At 63.3% G+C, this 24768-nt stretch carries 30 protein-coding genes and 1 pseudogene; 24 read left to right on the top strand and 7 right to left on the bottom strand.

The features are described 5' to 3' along the window. Nucleotides 1-54: 54 nt before the first annotated feature. The 3 genes from L288_RS39875 to L288_RS39855 form a co-directional block, all read right to left on the bottom strand. Nucleotides 55-819, bottom strand: coding sequence for an IS6-like element IS6100 family transposase (locus L288_RS39875; protein ID WP_001389365.1), 765 nt, complete (start codon nucleotides 817-819; stop codon nucleotides 55-57). Between the two features lie 895 nt (nucleotides 820-1714). Continuing rightward, a complete protein-coding gene (locus L288_RS39865) occupies nucleotides 1715-2257 on the bottom strand; it encodes a virion core protein, T7 gp14 family (protein WP_021239773.1) in 543 nt (180 codons plus the stop codon). A gap of 916 nt (nucleotides 2258-3173) precedes the next feature. Then, entirely contained in the window at nucleotides 3174-3890 is a 717-nt protein-coding gene (locus L288_RS39855; RefSeq protein ID WP_021239772.1) for a hypothetical protein, read from the bottom strand. A 469-nt stretch (nucleotides 3891-4359) separates the two neighbouring features. On the opposite strand from L288_RS39855, the gene L288_RS44030 reads away from it, so the two are divergent. Beyond that, the gene (locus L288_RS44030; protein ID WP_021239771.1) at nucleotides 4360-4572 is read left to right on the top strand and encodes a hypothetical protein; all 213 of its coding nucleotides are present in this window, start codon (nucleotides 4360-4362) and stop codon (nucleotides 4570-4572) included. 9 nt (nucleotides 4573-4581) lie between these two features. Here L288_RS44030 and L288_RS39845 read toward each other — a convergent pair whose 3' ends face one another. Beyond that, nucleotides 4582-4995, bottom strand: a complete 414-nt coding sequence (locus L288_RS39845; protein ID WP_021239770.1) for a hypothetical protein — start codon at nucleotides 4993-4995, stop codon at nucleotides 4582-4584. Nucleotides 4996-5143: 148 nt separating this feature from the next. Further along, nucleotides 5144-6745 carry a recombinase family protein gene (locus L288_RS42780; protein WP_161625681.1) on the bottom strand — a complete coding sequence of 534 codons (1602 nt, stop codon included), beginning with the start codon at nucleotides 6743-6745 and terminating at the stop codon, nucleotides 5144-5146. Between the two features lie 74 nt (nucleotides 6746-6819). Here L288_RS42780 and L288_RS39835 point away from each other — a divergent pair. Further along, a pseudogene (locus L288_RS39835) lies at nucleotides 6820-7692 on the top strand (YifB family Mg chelatase-like AAA ATPase); the annotation flags it as partial. A 9-nt stretch (nucleotides 7693-7701) separates the two neighbouring features. On the opposite strand, the gene L288_RS39830 reads toward L288_RS39835, so the two are convergent. Further along, the gene (locus tag L288_RS39830) at nucleotides 7702-8880 is read right to left on the bottom strand and encodes a M23 family metallopeptidase (protein WP_236613075.1); all 1179 of its coding nucleotides are present in this window, start codon (nucleotides 8878-8880) and stop codon (nucleotides 7702-7704) included. Nucleotides 8881-9021: 141 nt separating this feature from the next. Next, nucleotides 9022-11310, bottom strand: coding sequence for a putative bifunctional diguanylate cyclase/phosphodiesterase (locus L288_RS0122320; RefSeq protein ID WP_031304895.1), 2289 nt, complete (start codon nucleotides 11308-11310; stop codon nucleotides 9022-9024). Between the two features lie 355 nt (nucleotides 11311-11665). Between L288_RS0122320 and rpsL the strand changes: the two genes are divergently transcribed. The 22 genes from rpsL (at nucleotide 11666) to rplR (ending at nucleotide 24729) form a co-directional block, all read left to right on the top strand. Continuing rightward, entirely contained in the window at nucleotides 11666-12037 is a 372-nt protein-coding gene (gene rpsL / locus L288_RS39825) for a 30S ribosomal protein S12 (protein ID WP_007686591.1), read from the top strand. Nucleotides 12038-12054: 17 nt separating this feature from the next. Beyond that, nucleotides 12055-12525: a 30S ribosomal protein S7 gene (rpsG, locus tag L288_RS39820; RefSeq protein ID WP_007686590.1), complete on the top strand. Its 471-nt coding sequence runs from the start codon at nucleotides 12055-12057 to the stop codon at nucleotides 12523-12525. A gap of 153 nt (nucleotides 12526-12678) precedes the next feature. Continuing rightward, nucleotides 12679-14751 (top strand): elongation factor G, encoded by a 2073-nt coding sequence (fusA, locus tag L288_RS39815; RefSeq protein ID WP_021239766.1) that lies wholly within the window; start codon nucleotides 12679-12681, stop codon nucleotides 14749-14751. Nucleotides 14752-14885: 134 nt separating this feature from the next. After that, entirely contained in the window at nucleotides 14886-16076 is a 1191-nt protein-coding gene (gene tuf, locus L288_RS39810) for an elongation factor Tu (RefSeq protein ID WP_021239765.1), read from the top strand. A gap of 145 nt (nucleotides 16077-16221) precedes the next feature. Further along, nucleotides 16222-16530: a 30S ribosomal protein S10 gene (rpsJ, locus tag L288_RS39805; RefSeq protein WP_007686587.1), complete on the top strand. Its 309-nt coding sequence runs from the start codon at nucleotides 16222-16224 to the stop codon at nucleotides 16528-16530. Nucleotides 16531-16807: 277 nt separating this feature from the next. After that, nucleotides 16808-17563, top strand: coding sequence for a 50S ribosomal protein L3 (gene rplC, locus L288_RS39800; protein WP_021239764.1), 756 nt, complete (start codon nucleotides 16808-16810; stop codon nucleotides 17561-17563). Between the two features lie 2 nt (nucleotides 17564-17565). Next, nucleotides 17566-18201, top strand: a complete 636-nt coding sequence (gene rplD / locus L288_RS39795) for a 50S ribosomal protein L4 (RefSeq protein WP_021239763.1) — start codon at nucleotides 17566-17568, stop codon at nucleotides 18199-18201. After that, nucleotides 18194-18511, top strand: coding sequence for a 50S ribosomal protein L23 (locus L288_RS39790; protein ID WP_021239762.1), 318 nt, complete (start codon nucleotides 18194-18196; stop codon nucleotides 18509-18511). The genes rplD and L288_RS39790 overlap by 8 nt, the downstream gene beginning before the upstream one ends. 2 nt (nucleotides 18512-18513) lie before the next feature. Then, nucleotides 18514-19350, top strand: coding sequence for a 50S ribosomal protein L2 (gene rplB, locus L288_RS39785; RefSeq protein WP_021239761.1), 837 nt, complete (start codon nucleotides 18514-18516; stop codon nucleotides 19348-19350). 5 nt (nucleotides 19351-19355) lie between these two features. After that, nucleotides 19356-19634 (top strand): 30S ribosomal protein S19, encoded by a 279-nt coding sequence (rpsS, locus tag L288_RS39780; protein ID WP_021239760.1) that lies wholly within the window; start codon nucleotides 19356-19358, stop codon nucleotides 19632-19634. After that, a complete protein-coding gene (gene rplV / locus L288_RS39775; RefSeq protein ID WP_021239759.1) occupies nucleotides 19634-20020 on the top strand; it encodes a 50S ribosomal protein L22 in 387 nt (128 codons plus the stop codon). The genes rpsS and rplV overlap by 1 nt, the downstream gene beginning before the upstream one ends. 4 nt (nucleotides 20021-20024) lie before the next feature. Beyond that, nucleotides 20025-20720, top strand: coding sequence for a 30S ribosomal protein S3 (gene rpsC / locus L288_RS39770; protein ID WP_021239758.1), 696 nt, complete (start codon nucleotides 20025-20027; stop codon nucleotides 20718-20720). A 21-nt stretch (nucleotides 20721-20741) separates the two neighbouring features. Continuing rightward, a complete protein-coding gene (gene rplP, locus L288_RS39765) occupies nucleotides 20742-21173 on the top strand; it encodes a 50S ribosomal protein L16 (protein WP_021239757.1) in 432 nt (143 codons plus the stop codon). Nucleotides 21174-21176: 3 nt separating this feature from the next. After that, complete coding sequence (gene rpmC, locus L288_RS39760; protein ID WP_021239756.1) at nucleotides 21177-21380, top strand: 50S ribosomal protein L29; 204 nt, start codon at nucleotides 21177-21179, stop codon at nucleotides 21378-21380. 12 nt (nucleotides 21381-21392) lie between these two features. Beyond that, on the top strand, nucleotides 21393-21656 hold the full coding sequence (gene rpsQ / locus L288_RS39755) for a 30S ribosomal protein S17 (protein WP_021239755.1): 264 nt from the start codon (nucleotides 21393-21395) through the stop codon (nucleotides 21654-21656). A gap of 165 nt (nucleotides 21657-21821) precedes the next feature. Next, nucleotides 21822-22190 (top strand): 50S ribosomal protein L14, encoded by a 369-nt coding sequence (rplN, locus tag L288_RS39750; RefSeq protein ID WP_021239754.1) that lies wholly within the window; start codon nucleotides 21822-21824, stop codon nucleotides 22188-22190. Further along, nucleotides 22190-22501: a 50S ribosomal protein L24 gene (gene rplX, locus L288_RS39745; RefSeq protein WP_021239753.1), complete on the top strand. Its 312-nt coding sequence runs from the start codon at nucleotides 22190-22192 to the stop codon at nucleotides 22499-22501. The genes rplN and rplX overlap by 1 nt, the downstream gene beginning before the upstream one ends. Continuing rightward, the gene (gene rplE, locus L288_RS39740) at nucleotides 22501-23076 is read left to right on the top strand and encodes a 50S ribosomal protein L5 (RefSeq protein ID WP_021239752.1); all 576 of its coding nucleotides are present in this window, start codon (nucleotides 22501-22503) and stop codon (nucleotides 23074-23076) included. Before rplX ends, rplE begins: the two co-directional genes overlap by 1 nt. A gap of 51 nt (nucleotides 23077-23127) precedes the next feature. Further along, the gene (rpsN, locus tag L288_RS39735; protein ID WP_009820643.1) at nucleotides 23128-23433 is read left to right on the top strand and encodes a 30S ribosomal protein S14; all 306 of its coding nucleotides are present in this window, start codon (nucleotides 23128-23130) and stop codon (nucleotides 23431-23433) included. A 12-nt stretch (nucleotides 23434-23445) separates the two neighbouring features. After that, on the top strand, nucleotides 23446-23841 hold the full coding sequence (rpsH, locus tag L288_RS39730) for a 30S ribosomal protein S8 (RefSeq protein ID WP_021239751.1): 396 nt from the start codon (nucleotides 23446-23448) through the stop codon (nucleotides 23839-23841). Continuing rightward, on the top strand, nucleotides 23841-24374 hold the full coding sequence (gene rplF / locus L288_RS39725) for a 50S ribosomal protein L6 (protein WP_021239750.1): 534 nt from the start codon (nucleotides 23841-23843) through the stop codon (nucleotides 24372-24374). Before rpsH ends, rplF begins: the two co-directional genes overlap by 1 nt. A gap of 1 nt (nucleotide 24375) precedes the next feature. Next, on the top strand, nucleotides 24376-24729 hold the full coding sequence (gene rplR, locus L288_RS39720; protein ID WP_021239749.1) for a 50S ribosomal protein L18: 354 nt from the start codon (nucleotides 24376-24378) through the stop codon (nucleotides 24727-24729). The last annotated feature ends 39 nt before the right edge of the window (nucleotides 24730-24768 follow it).

The raw sequence follows: 24768 nt of genomic DNA, 5'->3' as shown, positions 1-24768 counted from the left end.
GGCTCTGTTGCAAAGATTGGCGGCAGTCAGAGGTAGGCTGTCGCTCTGCGCCGATCAGGCGGCTGCTGCGAAATGGTGGTTGAGCATGCCCATGGCCTCCGTCAGCGCCGAGGGCCCAATGCCAAAAGCTCTCTCCACAAGGCGCACCTCGCCCCTGATGCCGGGCTGCAGGCACCAGGGGCGAGCCTGTCCTTTGCGCAGGGCTCGCATGACTTCGAATCCCTTGATCGTGGCATAGGCCGTGGGGATCGATTTGAAACCGCGCACCGGCTTGATCAGTATCTTGAGCTTTCCGTGATCGGCCTCGATCACGTTATTGAGATACTTCACCTGCCGGTGGGCCGTCTCCCGGTCCAGCTTTCCTTCGCGCTTCAATTCGGTGATCGCTGCACCATAGCTCGGCGCTTTGTCGGTATTGAGCGTGGCAGGCTTTTCCCAGTGCTTCAGGCCTCGCAGGGCCTTGCCCAGGAACCGCTTCGCTGCCTTGGCGCTGCGGGTCGGCGACAGGTAGAAATCGATCGTGTCGCCCCGCTTGTCGACTGCCCGGTACAGGTAGGTCCACTTGCCCCGCACCTTGACGTAGGTTTCATCCAGGCGCCAGCTCGGATCAAAGCCACGCCGCCAGAACCAGCGCAGCCGCTTCTCCATCTCCGGGGCGTAGCACTGGACCCAGCGATAGATCGTCGTATGGTCGACCGAAATGCCGCGTTCCGCCAGCATTTCCTCAAGGTCGCGATAGCTGATCGGATAGCGACAATACCAGCGCACCGCCCACAGGATCACATCACCCTGGAAATGGCGCCACTTGAAATCCGTCATCGTTCCGTCCGTCCAATCTCCGCCAAGCATGCTCAAGCTTCACGATTTTTGCAACAGAGCCCCCCGGTGGACACTCGGAGGTAGAAGGCAACGCGCTTGGTCATGTCGGCTCCGTTGAAAAGAAGCAGGGCATCTGCCCCGAGTGTGGAAAGCATCGGCCTTCCGTCTGCCCGAACCTCTATCTCGGATTGTGTCAGGAAACAAGTGGTTTATGATACAGGGCAGCGCGGTCTGGAAAGCCGCAGAAATCCGTGGGCGATCCTGCCGATCTCTCGAGGGGGTTTTTGACACACCCAACGCATTCCCCTGAAATCTCAGGCAATCTCGGTTCGCCGCAAATCGGACTCGGCTGGACTCACCGCCCCCACAGCAAATCCGCAGAACTCCGTGGAAGCCTTCCCGTTAGGCGGATAGTCAGGCTAATGGGAGTTTATTCTCAGAGACTTAGCTGTCGTCGTGCATTAAATGGGAGCCCTCACATCAGTCTGTGGAGGGCATATGATCTTCGAAATTGCTGTGAACCAACGTCACCTGTTCCGCACTGTCACCCTTGATCTGGATGAAGCGGAAGAGGCAGGGCTCATGGCTTCTTCCAAGCGCATCGGTTGTTCGCGGGAGGCTTGGGACACACGGCCTCAATGGGGTCGGGCTGAGAGGCATGTCCGCTGGACTGTGAGGCTCGGCAGGAAGACCTACTGCTTCGAGGTGGACCGGCCGCTTCGCTAACAGGGGCGTTCAAGGATGGTGCCGGGGGTCCTGATCTATACCAGACGCTGCCCCCGGCCCATTCGTCAGACCATGCGCCCCCACCCCCACGGGGGAGACCGTGAGAGTTCGTGGGTGCATATGGGCGTTCGGAAATGTGCAGTGAAACTAACCGACCTGATGGCAGCAGTTAAATCCATCGCGAAGTTTTCGACGACATGCGCGGCGGCCTTTGGACCGGGGTTCCTCTGAACGGAGGGGGGCTTACTCGAAGCTTGGCATCCTGAATGCCCGACCACGCGCTTAACGCCGACGATCCAATCTGAAGCCCAGCCCCGAGCATAGTCGGCTTCTGCACACGGGACATCATGGAGGTGGCGTCCGCCTTCGCCGCAGCGTCCCGGCTTTCACGGTTTGCCAACGACCGCTGGTTCGCCAACTCGTTCTGCATGGCGCTATCCAGCAGCAGTTGCTCCACGGCACCCGAGTTCAGGCCAAGGCCTGCCTCACCGGCCGCCGTGCGGATGCGGGCTTGCTCCCGCCGGGCCGCTCGGTCTCTTTCGAACATTTCCGCAGATGCCGCGAGACGGTTCTCCTCGGCCACGGCGGCGAACTGCTCGTTGAGCGCCTTGGCCTGCGCCTTTGCCGCCTTGGCCTGGCCGATGACGGTTGCGGTCGTTGATGCGACCGACGCCACCCCGACAGCAATGGCCGCCGTGACTGGCTCACACAACGACCCGGCTCCTTGCCCGCTGTCCTGCCCCTCGCCGTCGCGATGCCGCGCCCCGGATCATCTCAGGGGATGCCTTGCGAAACGCGAGGGACAATGTGGCGAAGTAGTCGCGGTCATGGTGCTGTGCGGCGCGGGTGGCGTAAGGAAATCTCTCGGTCATTTACGGTGGCTCCATTGGGGTTCATCCAGCTTCCGCCGGATTGCTGCGATGCTCGGGCGGTGAATCTCACCGTTCACGATGCAGGACCGGGGAACGGGGCGAACGGGGTGAAGGGCACAGTGTCCACCTTCGCAGGCGGCGACCTGTTCCCGCCATGTGCCACGGGCGAGCGGGTCGAAAATGCAGTCCCGGCACTTGGCTGCAATGGCAGCGGCGCGGGACATGCGGGTGTTGGTCATTAGTATCCTACTGGACCGGGCGGGGTTCGCCGGTCGTCTTCGGGGTTGATCGGGGGATGCAGGGAGCCGCAGGAGCCGTGAAGGTCGCTTCAAGGCGGGCCTTGGTCTGTTGCCAGCGTCGGCGGGCGTAGTAGGCCCGATAGCGGGCATCATCGCAGGACCGGCAGATGGTCCGGCGCTGATCCCATGTGGCGAGGTCGAGGGCGAACGCATCAACCGGCTTTGCGGTCATGCACTTGAAACAGAATTTTTGGCCGGACGGCACGGGGACAGGGGGCACTTTGCGAGGGCGACCAGCCATAGCGGTTCCTTTCGATTAGGGGTGGTGACGGCCGGGGAGCGGCCAGCCGTCCCCTAGGGGTTCACCTGTAGTCCACCCGCACGATCCCACCGGGCATGGGGATTTCCTCAGAGACCGGCGGTTCCGTGTAGGGCTCAGGATAGTTCGCGTTGCGCGACTGCTTGGGTCCGCTGGACCTCGGGGGAGCCGTGCGGCTCGGTGCGCGGTAGTAGCTCATCAGTTCCAGCTAGAGACATTGCTGCTCAGGAACCGTGCCTTGCTTTCGGCCCGGCGGTTGAGTTCCGCCTCACGCGCCAGATGCTTTGCCCGGCGTTCGACCTCGGCAGCATCGGCCAGTTCAGCCCGGCGGGCCCGTTCGGCAGCAATGGACTTGTCCATGGCGGTCTTCAGACGCTTCTCGCCTTCAACACCGGTCAGCAGGTTGATGGCATGATTGATTCGGTCCATCTCGGCTTCAAGGCCAGTCCGGCGAGGATGGCCGATGGGGTAGCGCAGGGTTTGCTCGCCAGTCTTGGGATCGATGTGAGCGACCTCCGTCAGCTTGAGCAATACATGGTCAAGCTCGCGGTTCAGGTCTTCGATCTCCCGCGCAATGGCCCATCTTTCCTTGTGGAACTCTGTGGCTCCGTCGCCCGGACCAGTGTGGCGGCGGTAACCAGCGACCAGTTCAGCAGCCTTCTCCTGGACGAGCTTTGCCTCCATCTCTTCCCGCATTTCCGCAGGATAGGTGGACAGTTGCGCAAGGATGCCCTCCCGGTGTTCGGGAGCAAGCGCGGTCACCTTCGTGGGTGCCTTGGCAACCATGCCGGGGTTGCCGATGATTTCATGACGGCTCGGCAGGGACATGAAATCGACCGATGCAATCTCGCGGGCGATGTCGAGGTCGGATGCGTCCTCGGCAGCAGGCGCAGAGGCGGCGGTGTCTTGGGTCATAATATGTCTTTCGTTGGGGTGGCGATGTGAGGCAGAGCCTCGGCGGCATCGCGGCGGCAGGACCGTGCGCGAATGGGGGTGTGCCCGCTCCTCCCGGTCCTGCATGGAAGGAACGGGCACACGGGCAGCAGCCATCAACCGGGGATCACGCCGGGAGGCGCTGCGGGAGGTCTGGAGGAGAACAGCGGGACGGTTGCGGGCCGCTGGGGTTTCTTACTCCGAGAGTGCGGCCTAATTGGAGAGAGGCAGGAGACCGGGAACAATCCAGACTTGGACACACCCAAGGAAGGATCATGGAGAAGGATTGTAGAAGGTGTTCCCTCTGGACGCTGAAGGAGCCCTTTAGGAACTCCTATAGATAAGCCTTCTATATCCCACCCCGAGAGTGCGGCCTAATTGAACGGAGGCTTCCACGGATCGGCTGGCCAAGGTTCCGCACGGATGCTAACGCGGTGGTGCAGGGGGAAAAATGTTCGACAACACGGATTGGTCAAGCTGGCTGTTGCTGGTAGTGGTCGGCGGCTGGGCGCTGCGCTTGGCATATAAGTTCGGGCTGGAGACCGGCCGGGAGGAAACCGCTGCGCGTTTCATGGAAGACCCCCAGCGCGCCCTTCGACAGATTGAGGTCGAGAGGGGTGCTGAGGGTCGCTTCCGGCGGTGGGCGAGGGGACGGCGGGATTAGCTGCTGTATTTAGTTCAGCTTGGTGGCCGTCACTATCTTGGTGAAGTTCAGCAAAGCCGTCTGGATGACTTCAAGCTCCTTGAAGGCAGCTTCTCCTAACTCTCCGCTGCGCTCCAAGACATCAAAGGCAACATCGTTGAGGCTGTCTGCGACGGCGTTGCTGGCATCATGAATAGCAGCCGCAATCGTGCAGCCTTGCGGAATGTTTGGGTCGATCCCGCGTTCTGCCGCGCCAAGCTCGCGGATCGCCCGGCTGAGCTTGTCCCTGCCTTTGAAGTTCAGGGGCTCGATCTGCACATGAGGTGCTGGCAGCGCACCAACGGCCCTTGCGGCCTCTTCCACAGGTGCGCCGAGATAAAGCTGTTTCAGGAAGTTGAGGAAATCGCCGTCATTGTCCCTGAAATTCAGCGTGAAGGTGCTCATTTGTTGCTCCATGAAAAATTGACGGCCAAGGCGTTTCCCTGACCGACAGTGCGCCCTAATTGACATGGTCGAAAACGGCCATTCTAGACTCGCAGGGCAACGATCCAGAAAATGCTGTAGGGGAGGTGCGGACTTGATGTGGCGGCGCTCAGGAAGGCTCCTGAGCCGCCTCCTGCGGCCATGCGTATATGACTGGGGTCACGCCTCCCTGCTTCCACTGGAATCCCAGCGTCCCCTCGCGGTGATCTACGACGACCCCGGAGAACAAGGTCCGCAGCCCCGCATTGACCGCCGCAAGCGAGACCTCGCCCTCGGCAGGCTCCATGGCATCGGCAAGGTTAGCCAGCCGCATGTGGATGAGACCGCCATCGGCTCCCGCTTGCTGCTCTTCTATATCCCGCAGTGCCTCCCGCATCGTGCGGAGTTCCTGTTCCACGCGGCGGATGGCTTGGGCGACAGTGTGTGAAGGTGAGCGGGAAAGGGCGTCCGTGAGGTCTCCGAGGTGATCCTCAAGGGCGCTGATGGTCCCTTTCGCGTTCTCCCGCTCCCGGTCGAGGTCGGCATGGCGCTCCCCGGCAGGGATAGTGGCGGCCAGCTTGTGCCAGGACGAAAGGACCGCCTGCTCCACAAGGTCGAGGGAGACCGTGCGGTAGTGCTTTTCTGCTCCCGCCTTGGCGCGGGTGCAGACCAGCTTAGGCGTTCCGCCCTTTCGTCCCTTATTGACGCGCGTCATGGCGGCTCCGCAGTCAGGACAGCGGGCGAGGCCGGACAGGACGTTGGCAAGCGGTGCCTTGGCTCCCCGACCCCTTACGGCATCGGTCTCGCCGTCTTTCAGCGCCCTGACAGAAAACCAATCGGCTTCCGAGATGACGGACGGATAGGCGTTCAAGACCGGCTCCTCCAGCACACGGGTGCGCTTACCGTCCACATATTCGATGCGGCCGGGGATTAAGGTTCCGATGACAGAAGGGTTGCGGAGCAGCTTGGCGATGGCGGAGCGATGCCACATTTTGCCCCGGCCAAAGACAGGAACGCCTTCCTCATTCAAGGTGGCGGCGATCTTGTGTTCCCCGACGCCTTCCAGTGTCATCGCGAAGACCCGCCGGACGACCTCGCCCCGTTCGGGGATGATGGTCCAGCCTTCGGAGGTCCACCGGAGCCATCCGGGGGCGCGCTCGGTCAGCTTGTCGCTTTCACCTGCCGTGATCTTGCGACGCTTCTCCTGCCATGCCTCGGCCAGCCGCCGTGCCTTCGTTTTGCTTTCCTCATGAGCCCGCCAAGCAACCATAAGGGCGATGAGCAGGGCCGTGGGATCATTGTCGAGGCGTTCGGCGGTATATTCCTGCCCATCATTCAGGGTAACAATTGTGACGCCCGCGTCCACGATGTCGTCGAGGAGGCGCTGGGCTCGGCGCGGGGCCATACGGCTCACGCGGTCCAAGCTTTCGACAAGAAAGTATGAGCCGCGCGGCACCAGCCCGGATCGACAAGCATAAAGGAAGCGGCCAAGTCCGCGATCCTCCCCAGTGTTTGATCCACGAAATGCTGAGACGCCTTCATCGAAGAATGACAGAGCGTCATCCAGTACGAGGCCGCGTCTCGCGGCCCACTTGGCGGCGGCCTCGGTTTGGCGGCGATAGCTGTCGCCGAGTGCCTGTTCGGGTGTGGAGAAGCGAGTGTAGCTGTAAACCCGAGCCTTCGCAGCAGCGGCGAGGTCGGCAGCAAACTGTGATCGGTCAACGTGAAGCAATTTCGGTCTCCGGCGTAACATGTTCCTCAGTCCGATAGTGCGGCCTAACTGTGGGTCTTCACGTCACATACGGGCTGATGGTCGGGCCGCCTGGCGCTGGCAAGTCGCTGATGGCGAGTTGCCTGCCGGGCATATTGCCGGAACTGACGCCGGGCGAGGCGCTGGAAACATCAATGGTCGCCAGTGTCGCCGGCACGCTGGAGGGCGGGCGGATCAGCCGGGCTCGGCCGTTCCGCAACCCGCACCACAGTGCGTCGATGGCGGCGCTGGTGGGCGGCGGACTGCGCGCGCGGCCGGGGGAAGTCAGCATGGCGCATCTGGGCGTGCTGTTCCTGGACGAGCTGCCCGAATTCCAGCGATCTGTCCTCGATTCCCTGCGGCAGCCGCTGGAGACCGGCGAGGTGACGGTCGCGCGCGCCAATGCGCATGTCACCTTCCCGGCGCGGGTGCAGCTGATCGCCGCCATGAACCCGTGCCGCTGCGGCCATCTGGGCGATCCGGCGCTTGCCTGCTCGCGCGCGCCCCGGTGCGCGGCGGACTATCAGGCGAAGGTGTCGGGGCCGCTGCTGGACCGCATCGACCTGCATGTGGAGGTGCAGGCGGTGACCGCCGCCGATCTGGTGCTGCCTCCGCCCTCCGAAGGATCGGCCGAGGTGGCGGCGCGGGTGGCGCAGGCGCGGGACCGGCAGACCCGCCGCTATGAAGGGACGCCCACGCGGACCAACGCCGAAGTGGATGGCGAGAGGCTGGAGGAAGTGGCCGGACCCGATGCGCCGGGGCGGGAATTGCTGGCGCAGGCGGCGGTGGCGATGAAGCTGTCCGCGCGCGGCTATACCCGCGTGCTGCGCGTGGCGCGGACGATCGCCGATCTGGCGGGGGCCGAAAAGGTGGGCCGCGTGCATGTCGCCGAAGCGCTCAGCTATCGCAGGCGGCCTCCGGTCAACTGATGCGCCGGATCAGCCCCGGCCGCCAATCTCCGCAAAGCGGGCGCGCGCCATCTTCTGCGCGCGGATCACATCGTCCGGCGTTTCCAGGAAGCGGCGGGGATTGATGGCCTCGCCGTTCATTCGCACCTCAAAATGCAGATGGTCGCCGGTGGAGCGGCCCGTCGATCCCATCAGCCCGATCTTGTCGCCGCGCCGCACCCGCTGCCCGGCGCGCGCGGCGAAGGCGGACAGGTGGGCGTAACGGGTGGTGAGGCCGTTGCCATGTTCGACCTCGATCACATTGCCGTAGCCGCTGCGCTGCCCGGCGAAGATGATCCGCCCCGCGGCGGCGGCAAGGATCGGCTGGCCACGGCGGCCCGGAAAGTCGATGCCCGCGTGGAAGGCGGCATGGCCGTTGAACGGATCGCGGCGATAGCCATAGGAGCTGGACTGCATCGGCGCTGCGGTCGGAAGGCCGGAGGGAATCGACAGGAGGCCGCTTTCCAGCCCCTCCATCCGCGCAAGGGCGCTCGCCAGCTTTTCGAATTCGCCGGGCAGATCGCCGCCCTGGCCGCGCCATGGAACGAAGGGGCCGCCCTGCGCCTGCGCAGCCCGCCGCGCCAGCGCATTGGGGTTAAGGCCGAAGCTGCGGATGGCGGCGGCTGTCCTGTCCGCGCGCTGTTCGACCGCTTGGGTCAGGCGTAGCGCGAAATGCCGCTGGCGCGCATCGATCTTCAGCAGGGCGGCCGCCTGGGGCGAGGCATCGGCGGGAATGCGGGGCTCGACGGCGCCTTGCGTGACGGGGCTGGAGGTCGCGCCGTCACCCGGCTGCCCGTCCGCTTCGCCGAAATGAGTGCGGTACAGGTCGTCGATGAAGTCCTGCCGCTGCCGCAGGTCGCGGGCGAGCGCATCGATCGACTGGCGATAGCTGTCGACCTTGCTCGCCGCGCCTTCGACCGCTTGCTTCTTGGCTGTCAGGCTGGTGCGTTCGCGCGCCATTTCCATCCGGGCGCTGACAAGGGAGACGGTGAACGCCAGCCAGGCGAGCGCCAGCCCTGCCAGCAGGGCGGCCGCGACGAGCTGCATGCGTGTGGAAAGGCGGAAGGATCTGAGGTGCCCGGCGGAACGCAGCGCAACTTCCCTCTCCGGGCACAGGGCGATGATCCAGGCCCGAAGGGCGGCTGCCCTCCTCTTGAACTGATATGGCAATTGCGACCCCGGCATGTTTTCAAAGACCAGGGGCCGCTAACAAAACCAGGAAGGGCGCGCGAATCCACCGCGCCGGACTCGTGACGAGTCGAACGTGAAGCGGGCTGAAACGATCGCGCCGTCATTCAGTTCCAAAAAAAGTCAGGCAATTTTACCGGCGGTCGATTCGCCCCCGTTCCGCTTGAGCATGGCGGGGATCTTCGCCGAGGGCATGGCGGCGCCGAAATGGAAACCCTGCCCATAATGGCACCCGCCCGCGCGAAGATAATCGAGCTGATGCTCATTTTCGACGCCTTCCGCGACGGTGCGGATGCCCAGGCTGTAGGCGAGGCTCAGCACCGTGCGCACGATCGCCGCGTCATCGGGATCGGTTTCAAGATCGCGCACGAAACGCTGGTCGATCTTGATGATGTCGATCGGGAACTGCTTGAGGTGCGAAAGGGACGCAAAGCCGGTGCCGAAATCGTCCAGCGCGATCGAAACCCCTTCCTGGCTCAAGCGGTGAAGGCTGCGTTCCACCACTTCGGTATTTCGGCCAAGGAAGACGGACTCGGTCACTTCCAGCTCGATCCTGTGCGGCGGCACGTCGGCGCAGCGCAATTGCGCGAGCAGGCGGCCGGGGAAGCTGCTGTCATGCAGTTCCACGCCGGGAACGTTGATGGCGACATGGCCGAAATCGACGCCCTGGTCCTGCCACCTGCGGCAGTCGGCCAGCACTTGCGAGACCATTCGCTCCGTAATGGTGCGGCCAAGTTCCCAATGTTCGAACGCGGCGGCGATATCGCCGGGCATGATCACCGTGCCGTCCGGCCGCACGCAGCGGAGCAGCGCTTCGAAGCCGATGATATTGCCGGTGACCAGATCGACCTTGGGCTGATACCAGGGCCGGGGCGGCGCCTGGAGCAGCGCTTCGCGCGCGCAGTCCAGCATGCGCGCCTCGCGCTGCCAGCGCACCAGCAGCCCCGGTTCGAACAGGCAGGCGCGGCCGCGCCCGGCATTCTTCGCTTCATACAGGGCGATGTCGGCATGTTTCATCAGGTCGGCGATATTGGCCGCATGTTCGGGGAACAGCGCCGCGCCCATGCTGACGCGGCAGTCGAGGTCGCGCTTCCCATAGGATAGCGGCTGGTGCAGCGACGCCGTCATCCGCCCCAGAATGCCTTGCAGGTCCGCTGCCGAGGTGAGCCGGGTCAGCAGCACGGCGAACTCGTCACCGCCCATCCGCGCGACCAGATCGCCAGGCCGGACCGCCTGTTGCAGCCGCTGGGCGACGGCGCGCAGCAGGGCGTCGCCTGCATCATGCCCAGCGCTGTCGTTGATCCGCTTGAATTCGTCGACATCGATCAGCACCACCGCTGTCTGGCTGCCGCCATGGCTCCGCGCGCCCGCGATCTGGCCCAGCGTCGCCATGAAGTGCGAACGGTTGGCAAGGCCGGTCAGCGCGTCCGTCATCGCCAGATGGGCGAGATGGCGCTCAGCCTCCTTGCGGTCCGAAATGTCGACGATGCTGGAGAGGATGCATTCCTCTCCGCCGATCAGAATGGGGCGGGACGCGAGCAGGACATCATGGGCGACGGCGCCCCGGCCGAAGAGGCGGCATTCATGATTGCTCACCTCCTCGCCCGTCGCGACATAATCGCGCAGGGTCGAAAGCAGGGGTGACCGTTCCCGCAGCACATGCACATCGGAAATATCGCCGTCCGCCCCGAACATGGCCGCTGCGGCATCGTTGAAGCGGATCACCGTCCCCTCGCGCGTGACGAGCAGGGGGATGGGCACGCTCATGAACATGCGCTCCAGCGTTTCGCTGTTGCTGGCAAGCGCCGCCCGCGCCGACTGCGCCACCTGCCGCGCCGTCCATTCCTGGCGCTGCAACCGGTTGGTGCGGGTGATGGCGATCCACATGGCGCAGTGGAGCGTCAGCAAGCCGATGATCAGGCCGGGCGCGGTGGGCGAGAGCGGCGCCGGGCTGAGATAGCCGATCAGCAAGGCGATGCCGCAGCCCAGACCGCCGCCGAAATTGCCGCGGAAACTGGTGGGCACGACCAGATAGAAGAGAAGGGGCAGCATCGCCAGCACGAACAGGGCAAGATCGGTGCGGGCAGAGACCAGGACCGCGACGCCCAGCGCCGTCGCCATCTGCCAGGCGAAGCAGTAGCGCTCCACCGTCCTGAAGCTGCCCATCCGCCTGCTCAGCAGAAAGCACATGACCGAACTGACGATGACGAAGACGCGCGCGGGCACCGCGACCCAGAAATGCGGCGTACCGGCGAAACGCCAGTCGCTGAGCAGGAACAGCGTGTTCAGCAAGGCGGAAAGGGCGAACAGCGTGCGGGCGTGGCGGCGCGATTCGGACAGGCGCTCTTTCTGAAAAGCCGCCTCTTGCGCTGCGCTGATGAATTCGCCCGTCAGGCGGGAAATTTGCGTCACATCCGTTCCAAGCCGGCGTTCCTGGTTAAAGCCATATAATTGCGTTACTTTATAGAATCTTATCATTCTCCTAATTTTCCGTTCACCATGGGGCGAACGGCGACGGAGCCCTTTCTTGACCCCGGCCAGCGCCGCCGCTATAGGCGCGCCTGCCCGGCGGCCTGCGGTTGCAAAGATTCGTCTTTCCCAGTCGACGACATGCGGGGTGAATACAGAGCTGAACATTGCCGGCTGCTCTTGCGGCTCCAGGGGGCATATGCCCGCCCGGGGCCTTTGCTGTTTGGAGGCTATCGCCTTCCTGCGGCAGGAAACGGGAATGCAGGCGGTAAAGTAACTGAAAAAGGTGAAGGGCTTCATGCCAACGATCAACCAGCTGGTCCGCAAGGGCCGCGAACTGCAGAAGACCAAGTCGAAGGTCCCTGCAATGGAAGCAAACCCGCAGAAGCGCGGCGTTTGCACCCGCGTTTACACGACGACCCCGAAGAAGCCGAACTCGGCTCTGCGCAAGGTGGCGAAGGTGCGCCTGGTCAACCAGCGCGAAGTCATCACCTATATTCCGGGTGAAGGTCACAATCTTCAGGAGCACAGCGTCGTGCTGATCCGTGGCGGCCGCGTGCGCGACCTGCCCGGTGTTCGTTACCATGTGCTGCGCGGCGTTCTGGATACCCAGGGCGTCAAGGACCGCAAGCAGAGCCGTTCGAAGTACGGCGCCAAGCGTCCGAAGTAAGAAGGGGGACCAGTAATATGTCACGTCGCCGTCGCCCCGAAAAGCGCGTCATCCTGCCCGATCCCAAGTTCGGTGATGTCGTGCTGTCGAAGTTCATGAACAGCATCATGCAGGACGGCAAGAAGGCCGTCGCCGAGTCCATCGTCTACGGCGCTCTCGACACTGTCGAAGCGAAGTCCAAGAAGGACCCGATCGCGATGTTCCATGATGCCCTCAACAATGTGAAGCCAGGCATCGAAGTCCGCAGCCGCCGCGTCGGCGGTGCGACCTACCAGGTCCCCGTCGAAGTGCGCCCCGAGCGCGCTCAGGCGCTGGCGATCCGCTGGCTGATCACGGCTTCGCGCAACCGCAGCGAAACCACCATGGCCGCCCGCCTGTCGGGCGAGCTGCTGGACGCCGCCAACAACCGCGGCAATGCCGTCAAGAAGCGCGAGGACACGCACCGCATGGCGGAAGCGAACCGCGCCTTCTCGCACTACCGCTGGTAATTCAGGGCGGGCGCTTACGTGCCCGCCTTGCTTTTCTGGTTTTGACAATCGGTCCGTTCGCCGTGGGACTACCCATGGCGGACGGATTGGTTTAGGGGCCAGCCGCAAGACTCATTCACTTGACCGCCGGCGCGCCGGCAACGGAGAAGCATCATGGCCCGCAGCCATCCGCTCGAACGCTATCGCAATTTCGGTATCATGGCGCATATCGACGCCGGCAAGACCACCACGACCGAGCGCATCCTTTATTATACCGGCAAGTCCTACAAGATCGGCGAAGTGCATGAAGGCGCCGCCACCATGGACTGGATGGAGCAGGAGCAGGAGCGTGGCATCACCATCACGTCGGCCGCGACGACCTGTTTCTGGCGCGATCACCGCCTGAACATCATCGACACGCCCGGCCACGTCGACTTCACGATCGAGGTCGAGCGCTCGCTGCGCGTGCTCGACGGCGCGGTCGCCGCGTTCGACGGCGTTGCGGGCGTTGAGCCGCAGTCCGAAACCGTGTGGCGCCAGGCGGACAAGTACAAGGTTCCGCGGATGTGCTACATCAACAAGCTCGACCGCACCGGCGCCAACTTCTATTATTGCGTGCAGACGATCATCGATCGCCTGGGCGCGACCCCGGCCGTCCTGTACCTGCCCATCGGCGCGGAATCGGACTTCAAGGGCCTGGTCGACCTGGTCGAGAACCGCGCGATCATCTGGAAGGATGAGAGCCTGGGCGCCGAATTCTTCTATGAAGAGATTCCGGCCGATCTCGCCGACAAGGCGGCCGAATATCGCGAAAAGCTGATCGAACTCGCCGTCGAGCAGGATGACGAGGCGATGGAAGCCTATCTGGAAGGCAATGAGCCCGACATCGCCACGCTCAAGAAGCTGATCCGCAAGGGGACGCTGGGCCATGCCTTCGTGCCGGTGCTGTGCGGCTCGTCCTTCAAGAACAAGGGCGTGCAGGCGCTGCTCGACGCGGTCGTCGACTATCTGCCGAGCCCGCTCGACATCGAGGACGTGCAGGGCATCAACCCCGACACCGATCAGCCCGACAGCCGCAAGACCGCGGACGATGCGCCCTTCTCAGGCCTGGCGTTCAAGATCATGAACGATCCGTTCGTGGGCTCGCTGACCTTCCTGCGCGTCTATTCGGGCACGCTGACCAAGGGCAGCTATCTGAACTCGGTCAAGGACAAGAAGGAAAAGATCGGCCGCATGCTCCTCATGCACGCCAACTCGCGTGAGGACATCGACACCGCCTATGCGGGCGACATCGTCGCGCTGGCGGGCCTCAAGGAAACCACCACCGGCGATACGCTGTGCGCCGAGCGCCAGCCGATCATCCTGGAGCGGATGGAATTCCCCGAGCCGGTCATCGAACTGTCGGTCGAACCCAAGACCAAGGCCGACCAGGAAAAGATGGGCATCGCCCTCAACCGCCTGGCTGCCGAGGACCCGTCCTTCCGCGTGTCGACCGATCACGAATCGGGCCAGACCATCATCAAGGGCATGGGCGAACTTCACCTCGAAATCCTCGTCGACCGCATGAAGCGCGAGTTCAAGGTCGAGGCGAATGTCGGTGCGCCGCAGGTCGCCTATCGCGAATATCTCGCGAAGAAGGTCGACATCGACTACACCCACAAGAAGCAGTCGGGCGGATCGGGCCAGTTTGGCCGCGTTAAGGTTACCGTCATCCCCGGCGAGCGTGGATCGGGCTTCCAGTTCTTCGACGAGATCAAGGGCGGCAACATCCCCCGCGAATATATCCCGTCAGTGGAAAAGGGTTTCCGTGAGACGGCCGAGACGGGCCACCTGATCGGCTTCCCGATCATCGACTTCGAAGTCCATCTGACGGACGGCGCCTATCACGATGTCGACTCGTCGGCGCTGGCCTTCGAAATCTGCGCCCGTGGCGCGATGCGCGAAGCGGCGTCAAAGTCGGGCATCAAGCTGCTCGAACCGATCATGAAGGTCGAAGTCGTGACCCCGGAAGAATATCTGGGCGACGTCATCGGCGACATGAACAGCCGCCGCGGCCAGATCCAGGGCACCGACAGCCGCGGCAATGCGCAGGTGGTCGAGGCGATGGTCCCGCTGGCCAATATGTTCGGCTATGTGAACCAGTTGCGCTCCTTCACGCAGGGCCGCGCGAACTACTCGATGATCTTCTCCCACTATGACGAAGTGCCGCAGAATGTTGCGGACGAAGTCAAGGCGAAGATGGCCTGACGATTTCCTTGACCGGGCCGTGCAAACGGCTCGGTTAGGGGCTGGTAATCTGTGAATTTGCTGCTATGGACGCGCCTTCGCGAGGCGCGGCCGAGCGGTCTGACCAAGCTGATTTGATTAGAAGGTAGGAAAAAATGGCTAAGGCTAAGTTTGAGCGGAACAAGCCGCACTGCAACATCGGCACCATCGGTCACGTCGACCATGGCAAGACCTCGCTGACCGCGGCGATCACCAAGGTTCTCGCCGAAACCGGCGGCGCGACCTTCGTTGATTACGCCAATATCGACAAGGCTCCCGAAGAGCGCGAGCGCGGCATCACCATCTCGACCGCGCACGTCGAATATGAGACCGAAGCCCGCCACTACGCGCACGTCGACTGCCCCGGCCACGCCGACTACGTCAAGAACATGATCACCGGTGCGGCCCAGATGGACGGCGCCATCCTGGTCGTGTCGGCCACCGACGGCCCGATGCCGCAGACCCGCGAGCACATCCTGCTCGCCCGCCAGGTCGGCGTTCCCCAGCTGGTCGTGTTCATGAACAAGGTCGACCTGGTCGATGACCCGGAAATCCTCGAACTGGTCGAACTGGAAATCCGCGAACTGCTGTCGTCCTATGACTTTGACGGCGACAATATTCCGATCATCGCCGGTTCGGCTGTGAAGGCTCTTGACGGTTCGAACGACGAAATCGGCAAGAACGCCGTTCTGAAGCTGATGGCTGCTGTCGACTCGTTCATCCCGCAGCCGGAGCGTCCGGTTGACAAGCCGTTCCTGATGCCGATCGAAGACGTGTTCTCGATCTCGGGCCGCGGCACCGTGGTCACCGGCCGCGTCGAAACCGGCATCGTCAAGGTTGGCGAAGAAGTCGAGATCGTCGGTCTGAAGGACACCCGCAAGACCACCGTCACTGGCGTGGAAATGTTCCGCAAGCTGCTCGACCAGGGTGAAGCTGGCGATAACATCGGCGCGCTGATCCGTGGCGTGGGCCGTGAAGAAGTCGAGCGCGGCCAGGTTCTGGCCAAGCCCGGCACCATCACCCCGCACACCGAGTTCGACGCCGAAGTTTATGTCCTGTCGAAGGAAGAAGGCGGCCGTCACACCCCGTTCTTCGCGAACTATCGTCCGCAGTTCTACTTCCGCACCACTGACGTGACCGGCGAAGTGATCCTGCCCGAAGGCACCGAAATGGTCATGCCCGGCGACAATGTGAAGCTCGGCGTCAAGCTGATCGCTCCGATCGCGATGGATGCGGGCCTGCGCTTCGCCATCCGTGAAGGCGGCCGCACCGTCGGCGCCGGGGTTGTCGGCACGATCTCGAAGTAATATAGGACCGCAGCGGCGCGAATCGCCTGATTCGCGCCGCTCGGAATTTTCACCGCCCCGGATCGCCTTTCTCCGGCTCGAATGAGCTAGAAGGGCAGCAGATGGGGCGGTTTGTTATTGGCTCTTTCGCATCGGTACAGGAACAATGGACAGCAATATCCGCATTCGCCTGAAGGCGTTCGATCATCGCGTGCTTGATCAGGCGACCGGCGACATCGCCGACACCGCCCGCCGCACCGGCGCTCTTATCCGCGGTCCGATTCCCCTTCCGACGCGCATCGAAAAGTTCACGGTCAACCGTGGCCCGCACATCGACAAGAAGTCGCGCGAGCAGTTCGAGGTCCGCACCTACAAGCGCATGCTTGACATTGTGCAGCCGACGCCGCAGACGGTCGACGCGCTGATGAAGCTGGATCTGGCTGCCGGCGTGAACGTCGAAATCAAGCTGGCCTAAAAGGCTGGCAAGTCCCTGCTTTCCCTGGGGAGGGCAGGGTATCGGGCATTCCGGGCGACCGGAAGCTCAAAACGGCACAAGGGATACCGCACGGCTCCTCCGGTGAACTGGAAGGTCCGTGGTCTCCGGTCCCCCGTCGCCTTCCCCGAGCAGGGGTCGGCATCCAACCCTGACGGGGTGATCGCTATTTGGGTTGGGCCGCGAAGGAGAGATCCTGAGCGGTTTTTTCGTTGGATACGCCCGCTGCTAAGGCGGGCCTCTATGGGAGTAATCAGTGATGCGCACAGGCGTGATCGCTAAGAAAGTCGGGATGACCCGCCTGTTCCAGGAGGACGGACGGCACGTTCCGGTTACGGTTCTGGCCCTTGAGGGTAATCAGGTCGTAGCCCGCAAGGAAGTCGATCGTGACGGTTATGTCGCGGTTCAGCTCGGCGCGGGCGTTGCGAAGGTCAAGAATGTCGCCAAGCCGCAGCGCGGCCACTTCGCCAAGGCGGAAGTGGAGCCCAAGGCGCGTCTGGTCGAATTCCGTGTCGCCGAGGATGCGCTCCTCGATGTCGGCGCCGAGATCGCGGCCGACCATTTCATCGCCGGTCAGCTGGTCGATGTCGCCGGTCATACCCAGGGCAAGGGTTTCGCGGGCGCCATGAAGCGCTGGGGTTTCGGCGGTATGCGCGCCACCCACGGCGTGTCCATCAGCCACCGTGCCCATGGTTCGACCGGCAACCGCCAGGATCCGGGCCGCGTCTTCAAGAACAAGAAGATGGCAGGTCACATGGGTGACCGCGAGCGGACCCAGCAGAATCTGGAAATCGTGCGCACCGATGTCGAGCGCGGCCTGCTGTTCGTCAAGGGCAGCGTTCCGGGCGCCAAGGGCACCTGGCTCACCGTTTGCGACGCCGTCAAGGTGAAGCGCCCGGCGGATGCCCCCTATCCCGCCAGCCTGAAGCAGGCTGCCAACAGCAACAGCGCTCCGGCCGAGACGCCGGCTGAAGAAGCCGCCGCTCCCGAAGCCACCGAAGGCCAGGAGGGCTAATCATGAAGGTCAAGGTACAGACCCTCGACGCGCAAGCCGCTGGCGATGTGGAGCTGAACGATGCCGTGTTCGGCGTCGAGCCCCGCACCGACATCCTGCACCGCGTCGTCCTCTGGCAGCTTGAAAAGCGTCGCGCCCCGGCTCGCGCTACCCGCGAGCGTTCGGACGTCGCCCGCACCGGCAAGAAGTTCGGCCGCCAGAAGGGCGGCGGTACGGCTCGTCACGGCGACCGCAAGGCGCCCGTGTTCATCGGCGGTGGTAAGGCACACGGCGCCCGCGCCCGCACCTTCGGTCACGACCTCAACAAGAAGGTGCGTGCGCTCGGCCTGAAAATGGCCCTGTCGTCGAAGGCGAAGGACGGATCGCTGATCGTTCTCGACAATCTCGACGTGGCGGAAGGCAAGACCAAGGCTCTGGTCGCGCAGCTCGCCAAGCTGAACCTCAGTGCAACTGGCAATCGGGCGCTGTTCATCGACGGCGACGCGGTGAATGTCAGCTTTGCGAAGGCTTCGGCGAACATCGTCGGCGTGGACCTGCTGCCGGCTGTCGGCGCTAATGTCTACGACATCCTTAGGGCGGATTCGCTGGTGCTGACGCGCGCCGCGGTCGAAAAGCTGGAGGCGCGTTTCAATGGCTAAGAAAGAAGCCGCGAAGGTCGACAACCGTCATTATGACGTGGTTGTCGCGCCGGTCATCACCGAGAAGTCGACCCTTCTCTCCGAGAACAACGCCGTGGTCTTCAAGGTTGCCAATGACGCGACCAAGCCGGAGATCAAGGCCGCCGTCGAAGCGCTCTGGGGCGTGACCGTCAAGAGCGTGAACACGCTGGTCGCCAAGGGCAAGACCAAGAAGTGGAAGGGCAAGCCCTACACGCGGTCTGACGTGAAGAAGGCGATCGTTCGCCTGGCTGACGGCCAGTCGATCGACATCACCGAAGGAGTGCGCTGACCATGGCGCTTAAGAGCTACAACCCGACGAGCCCGGCCCAGCGCGGCCTGATCCTCGTCGACCGCAGCGGCCTGCACAAGGGCAAGCCCGTCAAGGCGCTGACCGAAGGCAAGCGCAAGACCGGCGGCCGCAACAACAAGGGCCATGTGACCTCGCGCGGCATCGCGGGCGGTCACAAGCAGCGTTACCGCATCATCGACTTCAAGCGCCGCCTGTGGGACGTCGAGGGCACGGTTGAGCGTCTGGAATATGACCCCAACCGCACCGCCTTCATCGCGCTGGTCAACTATCCCGACGGCACCCAGGCCTATATCCTGGCGCCGCAGCGTCTGGCTCCCGGTGACAAGGTCGTCGCGGGCAAGAAGACTGACGTGAAGCCGGGCAACGCGATGGAACTCGGTCAGATGCCGGTCGGCACCATCATCCACAATATCGAGATGAAGCCCGGGAAGGGCGGTCAGCTCTGCCGTTCGGCGGGCACCTATGCCCAGCTGGTCGGCCGCGATCGTGGCATGGTGATGGTCCGCCTGTCCTCGGGCGAGCAGCGTTACATCCGTTCGGACTGCATGGGCACCGTCGGTGCCGTGTCGAACCCGGACAACGCCAACACCAACCTCGCCAAGGCCGGCCGCAACCGCTGGCTCGGCAAGCGTCCGCTGACGCGCGGTGTGGCGAAGAACCCGGTCGACCACCCGCATGGCGGTGGTGAAGGCCGGACCTCGGGCGGCCGTCATCCGGTCACGCCCTGGGGCAAGCCGACCAAGGGTGCGCGCACCCGCCACAACAAGGCGACGGACAAGTTCATCATCCGTAGCCGCCACGCGAAGAAGAAGAGGTAAGCGAGATGGCTCGTTCCGTCTGGAAAGGTCCGTTCGTGGACCTCAGCCTTCTGAAGAAGGCGGAAGTCGCTCAGGATGCCGGTGGCCGTGCTGGTCCGATCAAGACCTGGTCGCGCCGCTCCACCATCCTGCCGCAGTTCGTTGGCCTGACGTTCAACGTCTATAACGGCCGCAAGCATGTGCCGGTCTCGGTGAACGAGGACATGGTGGGTCACAAGCTGGGCGAATTCGCCCCGACCCGCTACTTCCCCGGCCACGCTGCCGACAAGAAGGGCAAGCGCTAATGAGCAAGGAAAAGGCTCCCCGTCGCGTCGCCGACAATGAGGCGCTGGCCGTTGGCACGCAGATCCGTGGTTCGGCGCAGAAGCTGAACCTGGTCGCCACGCTCATTCGCGGCCGCAAGGTCGAGGACGCGCTGAACATCCTCGCCTTCTCGAAGAAGGCGATGGCGGTCGATGTGCGCAAGGTGCTGGCTTCGGCCATCGCCAATGCGGAAAACAACCACAATCTGGACGTCGACGCGCTGGTCGTCGCGGAAGCATCGGTGGGCAAGAGCTTCACCATGAAGCGCTTCCACGCCCGCGGCCGCGGCAAGTCGACCCGGATCCTGAAGCCCTTCAGCCGCGTGCGCATTGTCGTGCGTGAGGCAGCTGAAGAAGCGGAGGCGTAAGACTATGGGTCACAAGAGCAATCCGATCGGTCTGCGCCTGCAGATCAACCGCACCTGGGACAGCCGCTGGTTCGCCGAAGGCGCGGACTATGGCCGCCTGCTGCTGGAGGATCTGAAGATCCGCCAGTATATCATGAAGAACCTGCCGCAGGCCGCGATCTCGAAGGTCGTGATCGAGCGTCCGGCCAAGCTGTGCCGCGTGTCGATCTACGCTGCCCGTCCCGGTGTCATCATCGGCAAGAAGGGCGCGGACATCGAAAAGCTGCGCAAGAAGCTGGGCAGCCTGACCTCTTCGGACGTCAGCCTGAACATTGTCGAAATCCGCAAGCCGGAAATCGATTCCAAGCTCGTTGCGCAGGGTATCGCCGACCAGTTGGAACGCCGCGTCGCTTTTCGTCGCGCCATGAAGCGCGCGGTGCAGTCGGCTCTGCGTCTCGGCGCCGAGGGCATCAAGATCACCTGCGGCGGCCGTCTGGGCGGCGCGGAAATCGCCCGCGTGGAATGGTATCGCGAAGGCCGCGTTCCGCTGCACACGCTGCGCGCGAACGTCGATTATGCCGAAGCCGAAGCGCATACCGCTTATGGCGTCTGCGGCATCAAGGTCTGGATCTTCAAGGGCGAAATCCTTGGTCACGATCCGATGGCTACCGACCGGCTGATGCTGGAGGCTCAGACCTCCGGCGTGCGCCCGGCGCGCTGAGAATAAGGTAGGTATAGCGTCATGCTGCAACCGAAAAAAATGAAGTTCCGCAAGACCTTCAAGGGCCGGATCAAGGGCGACGCCAAGGGCGGTTCTGCTCTGAACTTCGGCGCCTATGGTCTGAAGGCTCTTGAACCCGAGCGCGTCACCGCCCGCCAGATCGAGGCGGCACGCCGTGCGATCCAGCGTCACCTTCGCCGTCAGGGCCGTCTGTGGATCCGCGTGTTCCCCGACGTGCCGGTTTCCAAGAAGCCTGCCGAAGTCCGTCAGGGCAAGGGTAAGGGATCGGTCGAATATTGGGCCGCTCGCGTCAAGCCGGGCCGTATCCTGTTCGAACTGGACGGCGTACCCGGCCCGCTCGCAGCAGAGGCATTCTCGCGTGCCGCGATGAAGCTGCCCGTCAAGACCAAGGTCGTTGCCCGCCTCGGCGACACCTCGCACCTGGAGGGCTAAGCCGTGGCGAACGTTGCCGACCTCAAGACCAAGACGGACGACGAACTGTCGGCCGAACTCAACAACCTGAAGCGCGAGCAGTTCAACCTGCGCTTCCAGGCGGCCACCAACCAGCTGGAAAAGCCCAGCCGCGTGCGTGAAGTCCGCCGGTCGATCGCGCAGATCAAGACCCTGCAGACCGAGCGTTCGCGCTCGGCCGCGAAGTAAAGGAAACACACGATGCCCAAGCGCGTGCTGACGGGAACGGTGGTTTCCGACAAGGCTGACAAGACGGTGGTGGTTCGCGTGGAGCGCAAGGTGAAGCATGCGCTCTACGGCAAGATCATCCGCCGTTCGAAGAAGTACCATGCCCATGACGAGGGCAATGTCTACAAGGAAGGCGAAACGGTCCGCATCGAGGAGACCGCTCCGATTTCCAAGCTCAAGACCTGGAAGGTCGTCGAGCGCGTGGACACCCACAAGTCGCCCGAAACGGCGGCCTGAGGCCAGTCACCGGCCGTAAAGGTCGAAAATTCGGACGCGGGGCTGGCCTTTTCCTGTCGGAAAGGTTACAGGCCCGCGCTTCGTGTTTCGAATCTTCCGGCCGAAACCACGAATTCGGAACCGCCGGGACAGTCTCGGTAGGCCAGATAAGAAGGAACCGGATCCATGATCCAGATGCAATCCAATCTTGACGTCGCTGACAACAGCGGCGCCAAGCGCGTCCAGTGCATCAAGGTGCTGGGCGGCTCGAAGCGGCGCTTCGCGAGCGTGGGCGACATCATCGTCGTCTCGATCAAGGAAGCGCAGCCTCGCGGCAAGGTGAAGAAGGGTGACGTGCATCGCGCCGTCATCGTCCGCACCGCCAAGGACATCCGCCGTCCCGACGGTTCGGTGATCCGCTTCGACGGCAACGCCGCCGTGCTGATCAACAAGAACCAGGAGCCGATCGGCACCCGCATCTTTGGCCCCGTCGTTCGTGAGCTGCGCGCAAAGCAGCACATGAAGATCATCAGCCTTGCTCCCGAGGTGCTGTAATGAGCGCTGCGAAGATCAAGAAGGGCGACAAGGTTGTCGTCCTGGCTGGCAAGGACAAGGGCCGTACCGGCGCTGTCCTGGCTGTGCTGCCCAAGGAGGACAAGGTCCTCGTTGAAGGCATCAACGTGCATGCGCGTCACCGCAAGCCCGACCAGTCGAACCCGCAGGGTGGCATCGACCGCAAGCCGGCGCCGCTCCACATTTCGAACGTGGCGGTCGCTGACAAGGACGGCAAGCCGACCCGCGTCCGTTTCGAGGATCGCGACGGCAAGAAGGTCCGCGTCGCCGTCAAGTCCGGTGAGGTGCTGTAATGGCCGACAAGTACATTCCGCGCTCCAAGGCGCAGTATGATGCCGAAATCGTCAAGGCGATGACCGAGAAGTTCGGCTACAAGAACGTCATGGAAGTGCCCAGGATCGAGAAGATCACGCTCAACATGGGCGTGGGCGAGGCGACCCAGGACAAGAAGAAGGTCACATCAGCCGCCGAGGAAATGGAACTGATCGCTGGCCAGAAGCCGGTCATCACCAAGGCCCGCAAGTCGATCGCGCAGTTCAAGCTGCGTGAAGGCATGCCGATCGGCGCCAAGGTCACGCTGCGCCGCGAGCGCATGTATGAGTTTCTTGATCGCCTGATCAACATCGCTCTGCCGCGCGTGCGCGACTTTCGTGGTCTCAATCCGAAGAGCTTCGACGGCCGTGGCAACTATGCCTTCGGCATCAAGGAGCAGATCATCTTCCCCGAGATCAACTATGACCGCATCGACAAGGTGCGCGGCATGGACATCATCGTGACCACCACGGCGAAGACGGACGAGGAAGCGCGCGAACTGCTGCGTCTCTTCGGCTTCCCCTTCCCGCTTGAAGAGCAGAAGCAGGCGGCCTGAAAAGGCCCCGCTTCTCTCCCATTGCATAGACAAAGGAAGAGAACTTAAGTCATGGCGAAACTGAGTTCGATCAACAAGAACGAGCGCCGCAAGAAGCTGGTGAAGAAATATGCCGGCCGCTATGCGAAGCTCAAGGCGATCGCGAATGATACCGCGGCCGACGACAGCGATCGTCTGATCGCGCGTCTGAAGATGGCGGAGATCCCCCGCAACGGCAATCCGACCCGCATTCGGAACCGCTGCGAGCTGACGGGGCGTCCTCGCGCTTACTACCGCAAATTCCGTCTCTGCCGCGTGCAGCTGCGTGATCTGGCCAACAAGGGCCTGATCCCCGGCGTCACCAAGTCGAGCTGGTAAGGATCATTTGAGATGGCATTGACCGATCCCCTGGGTGATATGCTCACCCGCATCCGCAACGGGCAGCAGGCGAAGAAGGACAGCGTTGTGTCCCCCGCTTCGAAGCTGCGCGCCCGCGTGCTCGACGTGCTCCAGCGCGAAGGCTATATCCGTGGCTATTCCGAGGAAGCCCTCGGCAAGCACCCCGGCCTGCGTATCGAGCTCAAATATTTCGAAGGCCAGCCGGCGATCAAGCATGTCGCCCGCGTTTCGAAGCCTGGCCGCCGCGTCTATTCGGGTTCCAAGGAACTGCCGGTAGTGCGCAATGGCCTGGGCATCACCATTGTCTCGACGCCCCGCGGCGTTCTGTCCGACGCCGAAGCGCGCGAGCAGAATGTCGGCGGCGAAGTGCTGGCGGAGGTGTTCTGATGAGCCGTACTGGTAAGAAGCCGGTCGCCGTCCCCGCGGGCGTGACCGCCGCCATCGAAGGCGGTCAGCTGTCGGTGAAGGGGCCCAAGGGCACCCTGTCGCTGCCGCTGGCCGACGAAGTGACCTACAGCATCGAAGACGGTTCGATCGCCGTGAAACCTGCCAATGACAGCAAGCGCGCTCGCGCTTTCTGGGGCATGCAGCGCACGCTGATCGCGAACCTGATCACCGGCGTGACCGAGGGTTTCTCCAAGAAGCTGCTGATCACCGGTGTCGGCTACCGCGCCAACGCCCAGGGCAAGACCCTGAAGCTACAGCTCGGCTATTCGCATGACGTCGATTTCGCGGTGCCTGAAGGCATCGAGATCAAGACCCCGGATAACACCACGGTCGAGATCAGCGGCATCGACAAGCAGAAGGTGGGTCAGGTTGCCGCCGAGATCCGCCGCTGGCGCAAGCCCGAACCCTATAAGGGCAAGGGCATCAAGTACGCCGGCGAGTTCATCTTCCGCAAGGAAGGGAAGAAGAAGTAAGATGGCAAAGCTTTCCCTCTTCGCGCGGCGCCGCCGCCGCGTTCGCACCGCGCTCAAGGCGGTTTCGGGCCACAAGCCCCGCCTGAGCGTCCATCGTTCGGGCCGTCACATCTATGCCCAGATCATCGACGACGCCCAGGGCAAGACCCTGGCCGCCGCTTCGACCCTGGACAAGGATGTGCGCGGCAAGACCGGCGCTACTTCCGAAGCTGCTGCCGATGTCGGCAAGCGCGTCGCTGCCGCTGCTACGGCGGCGGGCGTCACCAAGGTCGTGTTCGACCGCGGTGGCTTCCTGTTCCATGGCCGCGTCAAGGCGCTGGCCGATGCCGCCCGTGAAGGCGGGCTGGAGTTCTGATCATGGCTGACGAAAACGAAATCCAGGCCCAGCCGGGCG

Origin of the sequence: Sphingobium quisquiliarum P25, assembly GCF_000445065.1 — a bacterium.
In the GTDB taxonomy this organism is placed as follows: Bacteria; Pseudomonadota; Alphaproteobacteria; order Sphingomonadales; family Sphingomonadaceae; genus Sphingobium; species Sphingobium quisquiliarum.
Note: the sequence above shows the minus strand (reverse complement) of the source record. Positions and strands in the feature narration are given on the sequence as shown.